The 14243-nt window shown below is 45.4% G+C and carries 11 protein-coding genes; 2 read left to right on the top strand and 9 right to left on the bottom strand.

The genetic code is table 11. From position 1 onward, the window contains the following. From PLH26_RS13805 to PLH26_RS13790, 4 genes are all read right to left on the bottom strand, one after another. On the bottom strand, positions 1–1084 hold a 1084-nt coding region (locus PLH26_RS13805; protein WP_324586614.1), incomplete at its 3' end, for an N-acyl-D-amino-acid deacylase family protein. A 116-nt stretch (positions 1085–1200) separates the two neighbouring features. Then, positions 1201–2040 carry an MBL fold metallo-hydrolase gene (locus tag PLH26_RS13800; protein ID WP_324586613.1) on the bottom strand — a complete coding sequence of 280 codons (840 nt, stop codon included), beginning with the start codon at positions 2038–2040 and terminating at the stop codon, positions 1201–1203. A gap of 326 nt (positions 2041–2366) precedes the next feature. Continuing rightward, complete coding sequence (locus PLH26_RS13795) at positions 2367–4166, bottom strand: MutS-related protein (RefSeq protein WP_324586612.1); 1800 nt, start codon at positions 4164–4166, stop codon at positions 2367–2369. 14 nt (positions 4167–4180) lie between these two features. After that, positions 4181–4339: a hypothetical protein gene (locus PLH26_RS13790; protein WP_324586611.1), complete on the bottom strand. Its 159-nt coding sequence runs from the start codon at positions 4337–4339 to the stop codon at positions 4181–4183. 146 nt (positions 4340–4485) lie between these two features. On the opposite strand from PLH26_RS13790, the gene PLH26_RS13785 reads away from it, so the two are divergent. Both PLH26_RS13785 and PLH26_RS13780 read left to right on the top strand, forming a co-directional pair. Next, positions 4486–7194: a 4-alpha-glucanotransferase gene (locus PLH26_RS13785; protein WP_324586610.1), complete on the top strand. Its 2709-nt coding sequence runs from the start codon at positions 4486–4488 to the stop codon at positions 7192–7194. Between the two features lie 112 nt (positions 7195–7306). Beyond that, the gene (locus PLH26_RS13780; protein WP_324586609.1) at positions 7307–8332 is read left to right on the top strand and encodes a mandelate racemase/muconate lactonizing enzyme family protein; all 1026 of its coding nucleotides are present in this window, start codon (positions 7307–7309) and stop codon (positions 8330–8332) included. A gap of 87 nt (positions 8333–8419) precedes the next feature. Here PLH26_RS13780 and PLH26_RS13775 read toward each other — a convergent pair whose 3' ends face one another. The 5 genes from PLH26_RS13775 to PLH26_RS13755 form a co-directional block, all read right to left on the bottom strand. Beyond that, positions 8420–9016, bottom strand: a complete 597-nt coding sequence (locus tag PLH26_RS13775) for a 3-keto-disaccharide hydrolase (protein WP_324586608.1) — start codon at positions 9014–9016, stop codon at positions 8420–8422. Positions 9017–9268: 252 nt separating this feature from the next. After that, on the bottom strand, positions 9269–10714 hold the full coding sequence (locus tag PLH26_RS13770; RefSeq protein WP_324586607.1) for a TlpA family protein disulfide reductase: 1446 nt from the start codon (positions 10712–10714) through the stop codon (positions 9269–9271). Between the two features lie 95 nt (positions 10715–10809). Then, positions 10810–12456, bottom strand: a complete 1647-nt coding sequence (locus tag PLH26_RS13765; protein WP_324586606.1) for a pyruvate dehydrogenase complex dihydrolipoamide acetyltransferase — start codon at positions 12454–12456, stop codon at positions 10810–10812. A gap of 93 nt (positions 12457–12549) precedes the next feature. After that, a complete protein-coding gene (locus tag PLH26_RS13760) occupies positions 12550–12927 on the bottom strand; it encodes a high-potential iron-sulfur protein (protein WP_324586605.1) in 378 nt (125 codons plus the stop codon). Positions 12928–12987: 60 nt separating this feature from the next. Continuing rightward, positions 12988–14243, bottom strand: a 1256-nt coding sequence (locus tag PLH26_RS13755; RefSeq protein ID WP_324586604.1) for a plastocyanin/azurin family copper-binding protein, incomplete at its 5' end; no start/stop codon positions are given.

Below are 14243 nucleotides of genomic sequence, written 5' to 3'. Positions count from 1 at the left end.
ATTTTGCTTTGTGCTTTCTTCCTTTCATCAGGTTGATGGCTTCAATGCTTTTGCCGTTATAGCTGCTGTCGGCCTTATGGCTGGTAACCACCGCATAGCTGAAATGTTTGAGCTTTCTTTTCTTCAGCCTTTTCAGCATATACGCAATAACATCCTTTTTTATGGCTTCATTTTGCAGCCGTGCCCTGATGGAGTCCTGCCCGTCCGACAATACTTCATCCGGCAGCAGCGTGCTGATGGATGTGCTGCTGGCGGTATAGGGATACTGGTCAATCGTTACGTCCACGCCGTTTGCTCTCGCGGCTTTCACCATCTGTACCGTTTCTCTGCTGCGGCCCCAGTTTTGCTGTCCGCTCAGTTTAAAATGCGATATCTCTACAGGTATACCTGCTTCCCTGCCGATCGTGATGGCTTCATTAATAGCACTCACCACGCTGTCGCCCTCATCGCGCATATGCGTGGCATATATGCCCCTGTATTTTGAAGCTATTTTTGCCAGTGCAATTATTTCCGGTGTTTTGGTATACGTACCGGGTATATAAATAAGGCCGGTTGATAAACCCACCGCGCCGTCCTGCATGGCTTTGTTCACCATTGCTTCCATCTGCTGCATTTCCTGAGGGGTGGCATCCCGGTTGGCGCGCCCCATTACGGTTTTGCGTACATCATTATGACCAATAAGCGTGGCTACGTTAACAGACAGCCGCAGCGAATCGAGCCAGGCTAAATATTTTCCTGTATCCGTATGCGATGCGCCGCAGTTGCCCGCAACAACAGTAGTAACACCATCGTAAATAAAGCTGGCGGCGGTAGGGTCTTTGTCTTCATCGCCTTCAATATGGGTATGCACGTCAATAAAACCCGGCGCCACAATCAGTCCTGTGGCATCAATAACAACGGAAGCCGTGCTGTTTAAAATTGCTCTTCCGGCTTTAACGATCTTCCCGTCTCTAACCGCCACATCGCCGTAATACCAGCTATTGCCGGTGCCATCAATAATTTTACCGTTGTGGATGAGTATATCATATGCCGGCTGTTGCGCAAACGCCGAAAAGGGCAGAAGAAATAAGAACCACTTATACATGGGTATACATTCGGTAGTTGAAGATAAGAAAGATATGATCCGGTTTCCCACTCTTCCCCGTGAAACGCTATCTCACTTCTCACTATTCACAATTCACAATTCACTTCACACCCCCCTCATCCCTCCAGCTTAAACGTGTCCTTCATTCTTATTCCCCTTTCCGTCATGTGCAGCGTACAGCACTCGTTTACAGGGTCGTGCTCAAAAAAGAGGATGAAGTTGTTTTGAAGTGCTTCCTGCAGAAATGCTTTCTTTTCCTGGAGTGTGGTCAGCGGGAACATATCGTAAGCCATAACGTAAGGTATGGGTATATGTCCCACCGAAGGCAACAGGTCGGCTACATATACCAGGGTTCTGCCTTTGTAATCATTGATCTGCGGCAGCATCATGGCGTGGGTATGACCATTCACAAAGCGGATGGTTACATTGTTTGAAAATGCGATATCTTCTTTTACTTCTATGAATTTCAGCTTACCGCTGTCCTGTATGGGTTGTATGTTTTCTCTCAGGAAAGAAGCCTTCTCCCTGTCGTTGGGTTTGGTAGCCCATTGCCAGTGCCGTTCATTGCTCCAGTAAGTGGCGTTCTTAAACGCAGGCACCATCTTGTTTTTTTCAATTACAATGGCGCCGCCCACATGATCAAAATGCAGATGGGTGAGCAGCACATCCGTAATATCATGACGATGAAAGCCGTACCGGGCAAGCGATCTGTCGAGCGTGTCATCGCCGTGCAAATAATAGTGACCAAAGAATTTTGCATCCTGCTTGTTTCCTATGCCCGTATCCACAAGTATAAGGCGGTTACCGTCTTCAATGAGCAGGGAGCGCATAGCCCAGGTGCAGAGATTGTTCTCATCGGCAGGGTTGAGCTTATTCCAGATGCTTTTGGGCACAACGCCAAACATAGCGCCGCCATCCAGTTTAAAATAGCCGGTGTTGATTGAGTAAAGTTTCATACCGCAACGTTAATTAATTTTTTGCTATCAGCTATTAGCTTTCAGCCATCAGCATTCATCAGCATACTAACAATGAACAAATGATTTATTGATTGCATTCACCTTTCACCCTTCACCCGCTCCTCCCTTCGTGAAACGATAAATGTGAGATGTGAAACGCTATCTCACTTCTCACTTTCCTGCGCTCGCTCTCCCCGTGAAACGACAAATGTCAAACGGAAACGCTATTCACCTCACGCCTCACACCTTTCACCCGCTCCTCCCTTCGTGAAACGATAAATGTGAGATGTGAAACGACATCTTTCTCACCTCTCACCTCTCACTTTTCACCATTCACCCCTCTCTCCCCCAACGATCCCCATCTTCTTCATTAAAAAAGAAGCGTTCTTATTTTTGGCCACACCGGGCTGTAACTTATAATCGAAATGCAGTGTGTTGTTTTGTATAGTGCTTTCAAAGCAGTAATTGCTGATCACGCCTTTATATTCGTTTTCCAGTGTGGCTAATGTAAGGTCGTGTGTGGCAAAGAGGGTTATGCAGTTGTATTGCAGCAGTTGTTTAATGAACTGTTCAGACCCGTGGCTTTTGTCGTCCGAATTGGTGCCCCGCAGTATTTCATCAATCAGCACCAGCGCGGGTTTGTTTTGCTGCAACCGCAGTATGATCTGCTGCAGGCGCTTCAGCTCCGCCATAAAATAAGAGGTATGCTCCTGCAGGGAATCATTCACCCTTATGGAAGTCAGTATCTCCATGGGTGTAAATATAAAAGCTGCAGCACAAACAGGAGCGCCGCTCTGGGCAAGAATAAGGTTAATGCCCAGGGTTCTTAAAAAAGTGGTTTTGCCCGACATATTGGAGCCGGTAACCAGTAAAAGCCTGTTGCTTTTCCCGGACTCGAAATCATTGGCTACGCATTCGGCGGCAGGGATAAGCGGATGGGCCATTTGCTCAGCCTTAACATACAAAGTGTTGTTTTGCTCAACCTTCGGATAAGTAAAATGCGGGTTATTGAATGCAAAGCATGCCAGCGCATTCAGGCATTCTATGTCGCCAACCGTATGCAGCCACTGAGCAAAATTGTCCTTATGCTGGTCTTTCCAACGCTCCAGTGCCAGTATGCATTGCATATCATACATGGCAAGGCTGTTCAGAAAAATGTTCACCAGCAGGTTCAGGCGCTGGTCAAAAAACGAGGAAAGCTTGGCCAGCGCGGCTATGGCGCTGTGGGCATTGCCTGCCGTTTGCTGTAGTTGCTTCAATACAGGCGATGAACCGGTTTCAACGGTTACAAAGGTTTTTAAAATGCCGGCATACTGTTCGAGTATGGATTGCTTTTTGCTGATGAGCTGGTGCTGACGGTGTATATATTTTGCGTAAAAGGCTGTTATGAGCCATATCGCTGCTACTCCTGCCGCTACATACAATATATTGCCGGTGGCGATATAGTACAAAAAAGAGGGGATAGTGTATAAAGGCAACACCCACCGCACTACCTGCAGCCATTTCTTTTTGTGCAGGTCGGTTGCCGGTTGCAGCCACTCCGCAATGCTGTGCAGGTTGCCTTCCGCTTCAGCATGCAGTAAACCATGAGCGGTAAGCAACTGTCTTTTATCATGTTGCCCCGACAGTTGCTGAACAGCCTGCTGCCGTGCAGCAATGCCGGCAGGATCTTGTAAGGGCTGTTGCAACAGCATTGCCAAATGTTCCCTGCCATGCGCTGTAGTACAGCGGTTAAGCAAATGGAACAGCGAACGGGGACCGAAAATATCAAGATCTTCCGCGTAACCCTTGCCATTGGCGAAAGAGCTTCCATCGTCGAGCCGGTTGGGTTCATTGCTGAGGATGCCCATCTCATTGGTGTTGATCAGCAATAATTTTTCAAGAAGTGCTTTCTCTTCCTTTAATCTTAAAGCATACCATACCAGCAACAGGAATACGGCAAACAACAGCAGGGCAAGCAGCAGCAAACCGGTTGACCAGTGTTTAAAAAAGAAATATGCCGATACAGTAAAAGCCGTAAAAGCCAGGAGCCGCAGGAGCGCTGAGATCGCTATTTTTCTTTTGAATGACTGAACGGCTCCGGTATATGATCCGGTTTTTTGCTGGTAAAATGAATGCGCAGTCATTTCAAAGACCGCTGTTAAATGATATCAAGCGCTTTGGCAAAAAAATAAACAACGAAGGGGAGGGTAACCGTAATGAAATTACCGGCGAATACGTACACCAGGAAAAAAACAACTACGGAAAGTAAGAAAAGAAGCCAGTACAGACCACGGGATTTCTTGTTAACAGTATCCATATCTGATCATTGATTTGTGGCAAATATAAAGAGGATTTGCTTTGTTTAGAGGAAGAATGGGAAAATTTATACCCTGTCCGTATTTTTGTCGCATTACATTTACACAGACGCTTAAAAGAAAAGCATTGCCGCCCGGCAATATACATATGAGAAAGATCCATTTTTATATAGGTTTTCATACCCGGTTCGGGGAGTCGCTGCTGCTTTCGGGTAATATCCCGCAGCTGGGCGATATGGTTCCCGATGCTGCGGTTACCATGAACTACATGAACGAAGAATACTGGAGCTACGACCTGGAGCTGCATGCAGATCCTGCAGGTCTGCCTCCTCAGATCCAATACAAATACCTTTTTAAAGATAAAAGCGGCAGGATCACCGAAGAATGGAACGATGGCAAGCTGATAGATATCAGGGAGATTGACGCCACCGAAATTCACCTGCAGGATACATGGAATTTTGCCGGGCAGTACGACAATGTTTTTTTTACCGCACCATTCAGGGAAGTATTGCTGCCCCCCGCCAGCCCGCCGGTAAAACCCCTGCCTTACAGGGGTTGCACACATATTTTTAAAGTAAAAGCGCCTCTGCTTCAGGAAGATGAGGTGATCTGTTTGCTGGGCAGCATTGCGCTGCTGGGAGAATGGAATACCGCGCGTCCGGTATGGATGAGCCTGGAAAGCAACTGGTGGACAGCGAAGATCAGTCTTCCTGCAGATACATTTCCTGTTGCCTATAAGTATGCTGTTTATAATAAAAAACACAGGCAGTTTATACGGTATGAAGACGGCGACAACCGCCTGCTGCATAGCAACACGGGCAATAACAAGCTTACCATACTGCACAACGGGTTTGTGCATTTTATGAATACTACCTGGCGGGGCGCAGGCATGGCCATCCCGGTGTTCAGCTTGCGCAGCGCCAAAAGCCTGGGCACGGGGGAATTCGCTGATATTAAGCTGCTGGTTGACTGGGCTAAAAAAACAGGCTTCCGGCTCATACAGTTGCTGCCTGTAAATGACACAACGGACACGCATACCTGGAAAGACTCCTATCCGTACAATGCTATTTCTGCATTTGCCCTGCATCCTTTGTACGTGAACGTGGAAGGCATGGCCAGGAAGGAAGATGAGAAGATCGTAAAATCACTGGGCAAAAAAAGGAAGCAGTTGAACAACCTTGAAGAAGTAGATTATGAAGAGGTGATGCGCTATAAATGGAAGATCATCAGACAACTGTACCAGGCGCAGAAGGAATCTTTCTTTAAAGATGAAGCTTACCTGCAATTTTGGGAGGCCAACCGGCACTGGCTGGTTCCTTATGCCGCATACAGTTGCCTGCGCGACAAATACAGCACATCAAAATATACAGCGTGGAAGCAGTACAGCAGCTATGATAAGAAAGCCATAGCAAAATTGACCGGTACTGATCAAAAGCATTTTGACGAAGTGGGCATATATTATTTTGTACAATTTCACCTGCATACGCAGCTCAAAGCGGCTACCGATTACGCACATGCGAACGGGATAATTGTGAAAGGGGATATACCCATTGGCGTAAACCGTTACAGTTGCGACGCCTGGATGGAACCGGAACTGTTCCATATGGATATGCAGGCAGGCGCTCCGCCTGATGACTTCGCCGTAAAAGGTCAGAACTGGGGATTTCCTACCTACAACTGGGAACGCATGAGGCAGGACGGGTATGAATGGTGGCACAGGCGCTTTAAGCAGATGAGCAATTATTTTGATGCTTTCCGTATAGATCATGTGCTTGGCTTTTTCAGGATATGGAGCATCCCTGCGCATGCGGTAGAAGGAGTAATGGGGCATTTTGTTCCCGCTATTCCGCTTGACATGGAAATTTTTTCAAAGAGAGGGATATATTTTGATCACAGGCGCTTTTGTGAACCGTATATTACCGATGCGGTATTGTATGAGTTGCTGGGAGACAACAGGAACCTGATCAAAGATTTCTTAGAATTGAACGGAGATGGCTCTTATGATCTCAAAGCATCTTTTTCAACCCAGCGTAAGGTAGAAACCTATTTTGCGGGATTGGAAATAAATGAAGAAAATATATTGCTCCAGTCTGTATTGTATGACCTTATTTCCAATGTCATTCTTTTTGAAGAAGAAGGATCGCAGCGGCAGCAATTTCATTTCAGGATAGACATTGAAAATACAAGCTCCTTCGGGCATCTTGATGACCGCCTGCGGCAGCAATTGGGAGCATTGTATACCGATTATTTCTTCCACAGGCAGGACGAAACCTGGGCAACGCATGCCATGTATAAACTGCCTGCCCTAAAAAGGTCAACCAATATGCTGGTTTGCGGTGAGGATCTTGGTATGGTACCGCATTGCGTACCTGAAATTATGCGGCAACTGGGCATATTAAGCCTTGAGATCCAAAGGATGCCCAAGCAGGCCGGGATGGAATTCTTTAACCCTGCCAATGCTCCCTATATGTCTGTCATCACTCCTTCCACACACGATATGAGCACCATCCGTGCCTGGTGGGAAGAGAACAGGGAAAAAACGCAGCATTTTTTCAACAATGAAATGCTGCACCCCGGGCCGGCTCCGTATTATTGCGAGCCATGGATCAATAAAGCCATTGTTATACAGCATTTATATTCGCCGGCCATGTGGAGCATTTTTTTGTTGCAGGACCTGATGGGTATCGATGGAAAGCTGCGGAGGAAAAACCCGGCAAAAGAAAGGATCAACATTCCTGCCATCCCCCGGCACTACTGGCGCTACCGGATGCATATTACCTTAGAACAGCTTTTGAAAGAAAAAGATTTCAACAATGAGCTGATCAGTTATATACATTCAAGCGGCAGGGCAGGATGACGGGTTTAAAATGATAAAGCATAATTTCCCTGTGTGTCTTTGTGCCGCTGTGCCTCCGTGGTTCAATATTTCATACTGAGCTTTGAGCTCATAAACCATAAACTTCTACTCGATGGCTATCAAAATAAAATACCAATATAACAATTTAAAATTCAGGTATCCTTTTACCATTTCCAAAGGAACAAAAACGCATCAGCCGTCTTTACTGGTTGAATTGGATTTCAATGGTATTAAAGGCTATGGAGAAGCGCCGGCAATAACTTATTATAATATACCGGTTGAAAAAATGATAGAAGATATAGAGCGGAAAAAGCCGTTCATTGAAAAATTCTCTTTTACGCATCCCGACCGTTACTGGCATTACCTGCACCATCTTTTTCCCGGCAATCCTTTCCTGGTGGCGGCATTGGATATAGCCGCTTGGGACATCTACGGTAAATTAAAGAAACAGCCCCTTTACGAGTTATGGCATACCAACATTGCGGGTGCGCCATTAACAGACTATACCATTGGCATTGATACCATTGAAAAAATGATCGGAAAAATGCAGGAAAAGCCGTGGCCGGTGTACAAAATAAAACTGGGTACCAAAGAAGATATCGCTATTATGGAAGCCCTGCGCAAGCATTCCGGTGTCATATTCAGGGTGGATGCCAATGCCGGGTGGACCGTGGAAGAAGCTTTGGAAATATTACCTGTTTTGCAGCAACTGAACGTGGAGCTGGTGGAGCAGCCGCTTGCCAAAGACAATTGGGAAGGCATGAAAATATTATACGAGCGGTCGCCGCTACCCCTTTTTGCCGATGAGAGCTGCGTAGCTGAAGCAGATGTAAAAAAATGCAGCGGGTATTTTCACGGCATCAATATCAAGCTCACCAAGTGCAGTGGTGTTACACCTGCATTGCGCATGATCAGTGAAGCCCGGCGGTTGGGCATGAAGATCATGCTGGGCTGCATGAATGAAAGCACAGTGGGCACTGCAGCCATCGTTCATTTGTCGCCGCAGGTTGATTATATGGATGCCGACGGCCCGCTGCTGCTGGAAGAAGATACAGCTGAAGGGTTGCAGTATGATTTCGGGAAAGTAACGCCAACGGCGGAGCCGGGATTGGGGATCAGGGTGGGGAGCAGTGAGTAGTGAGTAGTGAATAGTGAGTAGTGAATTGTGAATGCCTCACCTCTCACGTTTCACCTCTCACCATTGACTACTCACCCCTCACTAACCTTACAGCTCTTTGATCTTAATATTCTTCCACCTTACTTTTATGCCGCCGCCGTCATGTATCTGCAGGGCAATAAAGCCTTCGCCTTTACCAATTTTTTCGTCTTTCAGATGGATCATCTCATGACCATTTACCCAGGTGGTTACTTCGTCGCCCACTACCTTTAAACGATAGGTATTCCATTTGCCGTACTTAAGAAATTTATCCTTCTCTGCCTCGGGCCTGATCAGCCAGCCGCGACCGTACGATTCATATATACCGCCGGTATTGCTGCCCGGAGGCGCTACTTCGGCCTGCCAGCCGCTGATCTTAACACCGTCAATGGAAGAGCGGAAAAATATACCGCTGTTCCCTTCCGCTTCCTGCCTGAACTGCAGGGTAAGATCAAAATTCTTGTAATTTTTATCGGTAGACAGGTAACCGTAGGCCTTATCGGGGCCGCTTTCACAGATCAGTTCTCCCTTTTCCACATACCATTTTTCGGTACCATGGATGGTCCAGCCGGTGAGGTCTTTGCCGTTAAAAATGGATACGGCTTTTTGCGCAAATATGTTAGCGCTTAAAAGCGCTGCTGCCAGGAGAACAATTATCTTTTTCAAATCAGTGTACAATTATAGTGATGAATATATTTCATAAAACAATTCTACTGTTGCGTTTACCAAACAGGGCTTTGTGCTGGTGAGGAAATAATATTCCGTTTGCCCAGAACTGTTGCTCAATATATAAATTAAAGTTCATTGTTTATTCGATTGTTGACTGTTATTCGTTACGTTGGAACTAAAGCCAATACTGGCATAAAGCTGATGATTTGACGTCGTGCCCCACTTGCATAGACTCCAATGTACGCATTGTTACTGTAAATAACGAGATAAATCAACCGTCTTGGGGTCTTTCGCTTTAATTTGAATAATATGCCCCTCTTTATCAATCAAAATATTCGTAGGATAACTGAAAATAAGAAATTTTTTTGCAAACTCACTCTCTAGTCCACCTGCGGATATGAAATGTAATCCTTTAAATTTGTACTTGTTCAACGCCTGTAACCATTTTTCTTTGTCTTCCATTTTATCTGTGGAGACGGTAATGAAAACAACATCCTTATTGCTTTTATACTGTTCAACCAACCTATTCCAGTGGGGAATTGATTCAATACAGGGCTTGCACCAGGTTGCCCAAACGTCAATATAAATTAGTTTACTTTTGAAGTCTTCTAACTTAACGACATTACCAGTAGGATCCGTCAAACTACAGGTGGGGGCATCCTCACCACTTCTCATAGCATAGAGATCATTTAACTTTCTCTGAAACATGCCTTCGATAAATTGAGCTTCTGCTTTTATTTGCGAATAAGAAAGTAAAGAATCAATGAATCTGCTATACGTAGCACTTTGATTTAAAGACATAAAACTTACTTCATCTTTTATAAATGAAGCTTTGAGCACTGCATTACAAATCTTATTCTTTGATAATGCATTAACCTCCGAAAAAAATTTCTCATAAAAAGCCTCTTTTGATAATTTTATTTTACTTGTTTTCTGATATCTGAATACAAGCTCCATAAAGAACATTCTGCTGAAACGAAGGAAGTATGGATTTAAAAGGGTAGGGTCATTAAAGCCTATTATATCAGAGTAAGTAAAAGAAGTTGGGCTGGTAGCGCTGAAATTTTTTTGATAGTAAATCAGCTTTTCTAAGGGTGGATTATCATAAGAAATTTTAAAAGAAAGATTTTTGAAGATCAGGTATTTTTTTCTTTGTGTAATAAACTTCTTTTCATACTTATTTTGCCTGTTATGGAATGATTGCTTCAAAAACAAAAGTTGGTCACTTGTCATTGAATCTATAATTTGAAAATACTCATCAGGCCGTGAGGAGGCATAGTCGGCAAAGTTTGGGTTCGTTTGCTTGTATGCGTTGAATATACTTATTTCGTACGGACTTTCTTCCTGGAGATATTGGTTAATCTTTGCCAACTCACCAGAGAAATTTGGCACAAAGGAAGAATCCCTGAAGTTGATCGCCAAAGATATATTGTCTGTAAGCCATATCGGAATATTGCGTTTAGGGGCTATTTCTATAGTTCCATTGATGACAGGCGAATTAAATGCCATTGAATACGTGAATGAGCCATTCTTTCCCAACTTCACGGTATCTGTTTTCGAGTCTATTCCATATTTATCAGAGCACTTAAAAACAATATAGTCTCTAATAGGGTTGGTGATTGTTCCGCTGATTGATTGTGCTTGTAAAACATTCAGCATTACCAATGAGAGGAGCGTCGTAAATATTTTTACCATAAACTTTAAATGGCTTAGAAAGTTGCACACAACCTTTCCCATTACATGGCTTCAAACCTGCCTGACAGCAGGGGAATCTCTAATTTCAAACCCCTCTACACCAGCATTGTCACCGGGTTTTCGAGGTATTTTTTAAAGGTCTGCAAAAACGCAGCGCCCATTGCGCCATCCACGCTCCGGTGATCGCAGCTCAATGTTATTTTCATGATATTGCTTACACCAAACCCATCGCCTTTTTTCACCACGGTTTCTTTTATCCGTCCCACGGCCATTATAGCGCTGTCGGGCGGATTGATGATGGCGGTAAATTCATCAATATCCATCATGCCCAGGTTGGAAATGGTAAATGTGTTACCGCTGAACTCGTTGGGCTGAAGCTTCTTATTGCGTGCTTTCCCGCTCAGCTCTTTGCTTTCGGCAGCGATCTGGCTCAGCGATTTCTGGTCGGCAAAGCGTATTACAGGCACGATCAGTCCGTCTTCAATGGCCACGGCTATGCCTACATGAATATGGTGCCACTGGCGGATGCTTTCATTCATCCAGCTGCTGTTTACCGCAGGGTGCTGACGTAAAGCCATCGCCGCAGCTTTTACCACCATGTCGTTAAAGCTTATTTTAACAGGGCTCACTTCATTCATCCGGATCCGGGCAGCCATCGCATTGTCCATCACAATTTCCATGGTAAGGTAAAAATGCGGTGCGCCAAATTTACTTTCGCTCAGGCGGCGGGCAATTACCTTACGCATCTGGCTAAGACTAACGTCTGTATATCCTTCTGTACCGGGTGCGGCAGTGAATGCAGCAACGGCGCCGGCAGCAGGAGCTGTGGCCGCCTTAGCAGCGGCGGGTGTATAGTTGTCAATGTCTTTTTTGATGATCCTTCCGCCATCACCCGAACCCTGTACTAACTTCAGATCAACTCCTTTATCCTTTGCAATTTTTTTGGCCAAAGGCGAGGCTTTGATCCTTCCGTTCCCATCAGATGCCGGAGCTTCTTCCGCAGGTTGTGCGGCAGCAGCGGATGCGGGCTTTTCTTCTTTGACGGAAGGCTCAGGCGCAGGTTGTGCATCCTGCGCACTGTTTAAGGAATCTACCAGTGCGCTCACATCTGTTCCCTCCTTACCAATAATGGCAATTACATCATTTACTTTTGCGGCTTCCCCTTCGGGTGTACCGATGTACAATAAAGTGCCGTCCGTATAGCCCACTACTTCCATAGTGGCTTTATCGGTCTCCACGTCGGCAAGGTTGTCATCACTTTTTACCTTGTCGCCTACTTTTTTGTTCCATTTCACAATTTTACCTTCAGTCATGGTGTCGCTCAGTAAAGGCATCCGTATAACGGTAACGCCCAACTGCTCAGGTGTTACGGCAGGAGCTTCTTTTTTGGGAGCTTCCGCTTTTGGAGCACCGTTGGAAGCGGCATCCTTTTCGTCGGGTTTGGGCTCTTCTTTTTCAGATGCCCCCGTTGAGGCGTCACCCAGGGCAGCCTTATAATCTTCACCCTCCCTGCCGATGACGGCAATTACTTCTTCCACTTTTACGCTTTTGCCTTTTTCAACGCCGATATATAATAGGGTACCTTCGTTATAGCTTTCCAGTTCCATAGTAGCTTTATCGGTTTCTACTTCTGCCAGCAGGTCGCCGGGCTTTACTTTTTCGCCCACTTTTTTATGCCATTCCACGATCACCCCTTCCGTCATGGTATCGCTCATCCTCGGCATTTTAATAACTTCAGCCATACTATGTATGAAATTTAAGTTTAAGATGTATTTGGAAGGTCGAAATTAAGGCAAAAAGCGCAAATGAAATGAAGCGCAATCTTTTTTATCAGATCATGATGTTTTTGGCACATATTGCAGGCAATGCCCTTCGGCACGCACCGGGCCTTTGAACAGCAAACATTTACCGCATTGTGCTGCATCCACATCAGTAAATGGTATATACAATCCACAGTTGCTGCAGGAAGCTTCCGGCACCTGCGATTGATCTGCATAACCCAATTTCCTGCGTTTTTCCAGCTCGTCGGCGCTCACCCCTTCAAAGTTATTACAGGGGTCGGCCGGCGCAACCGGTTTTTCTTTTTTATCTGTTTTTCCTTTTTGTTCTCCGGTTCCGCAGCCCACCAACAAAAAACCACTTCCCCATAAAGCAGTGCCGTATCCGGTGCATCTGCGCAGGAAAACACGCCGCGAAAAATTATTGTATCGCATTTCAAATGGTTTATGAGGATCAAGGTAAGATACACGCGGTTAAAAAAACCTGCTTTTTGCTTATTTCACCACTTTTATCACCCCTTTCATGGTTTGCCAGTGGCCCGGAAAAGAGCAAATGAAAGGATAATCGCCCGGTTTATCAGGCACTGTAAAATCGAGCCGGAAATTTTTACCGCCGTTCACCAGTGGCGTAGCAAAAAGCACTTCGGGCATTTGGGGTACAAAGCTTTTTTCGTATCCGTCTTTTTGTGCTGCCATGGCTTCTGCTGCCTTACCTACTTTTTCGGAACTGCCCGGCTTTATAATTACAACATTGTGCGGCATCCCGTCTGCATTTTCAAAAATAAGCGCAACTTCGGCGCCTGCTTTAACCGTGATGGATGTTTTATCAAAAGCCATCCTGGCAGGTACCGCGGTTAAACGAAGCACTGTTTTCCCGGGAATGGAAACAGGCGCCGGTTTTGTTTCTTCAACGGGTGTTTGCATGTTTTCCCTGAAATCATTTACCGCCTTTACATCTTTTAATTCATTATAATCGTTTTCTGTAAGGGCTTTGTAGCCATATTTCGCCCATTGCGGATCATCGGTAATGAAGCCGGGTACCTTTAATTCTTTTTTGTTGGAAAGCGAGCCCAACAGGTAACGGGCTTTTTGGGGCTCGTTGGCCAAAAAGTTTTTATCTTTTTTAAACGTGGCCATCCATACAGGTTCCAAATGCCTGAACGACTCTTTTAATGCATAGTCAATATAATAATCAACCGGCAGTGTTGTTGTTGCCAGCAAGGCGTTTAATGCATTTTCCGAATTATAGTGGCTCAGGGATATAATAGCCTGTAATCTCACCTTGGCCGAGCTGTCCTGTGATAAGCCGATCAACTTATTTTCCGCATCTTTTATATCATCCCTCCAGTAAAATAAAACTCTTGTAGCCGCAGTTCTTATATAAGGATCCTTGCTGTTCAATAATTCATTCAGCAATTTTTCATCCGGAATGTTGAATTGCTGGTGTACCCATAAGGCTTCCAGCTTGTGTTGCTCATATTCTTTATCGTTGCTGTTAAGACCGGCAACCCATTTTTCCAGAGCGGGGATAACGGTCTCAGCCGGCAGTTGTCTAAGCTGTGTTCTGGTTGTGTACCTGTGCCTGTCTTCGTATACCTTTAGCTGGTCGAGCAACTGTTCCATGGAGAGCCTGGTAAGATCAACCGGCGTCAATAATTTTTTATGCTTATAGGTCAGCCGCCATATTCTTCCATGCGTATGGTCTCTCAGCGGATCGCGCAAAGCCCTTTCGCCATGATTGATGATCGGGT

Origin of the sequence: Agriterribacter sp., from assembly GCF_035444585.1 — a bacterium.
GTDB lineage: Bacteria > Bacteroidota > Bacteroidia > Chitinophagales > Chitinophagaceae > Agriterribacter.
The sequence above is the reverse complement of the archived record's forward strand: the minus strand, read 5'-3'. Positions and strand labels throughout refer to the sequence as shown.

What these genes read in the sequence shown, in the direction of transcription:
- PLH26_RS13800 (WP_324586613.1), bottom strand. Translation starts at nt 2,040, where the DNA reads ATGAAACTTTACTCAATCAACACCGGCTATTTTAAACTGGATGGCGGC.
- PLH26_RS13795 (WP_324586612.1), bottom strand. Translation starts at nt 4,166, where the DNA reads ATGACTGCGCATTCATTTTACCAGCAAAAAACCGGATCATATACCGGA.
- PLH26_RS13790 (WP_324586611.1), bottom strand. Translation starts at nt 4,339, where the DNA reads ATGGATACTGTTAACAAGAAATCCCGTGGTCTGTACTGGCTTCTTTTC.
- PLH26_RS13785 (WP_324586610.1), top strand. Translation starts at nt 4,486, where the DNA reads ATGAGAAAGATCCATTTTTATATAGGTTTTCATACCCGGTTCGGGGAG.
- PLH26_RS13780 (WP_324586609.1), top strand. Translation starts at nt 7,307, where the DNA reads ATGGCTATCAAAATAAAATACCAATATAACAATTTAAAATTCAGGTAT.
- PLH26_RS13770 (WP_324586607.1), bottom strand. Translation starts at nt 10,714, where the DNA reads ATGGTAAAAATATTTACGACGCTCCTCTCATTGGTAATGCTGAATGTT.
- PLH26_RS13765 (WP_324586606.1), bottom strand. Translation starts at nt 12,456, where the DNA reads ATGGCTGAAGTTATTAAAATGCCGAGGATGAGCGATACCATGACGGAA.
- PLH26_RS13760 (WP_324586605.1), bottom strand. Translation starts at nt 12,927, where the DNA reads ATGCGATACAATAATTTTTCGCGGCGTGTTTTCCTGCGCAGATGCACC.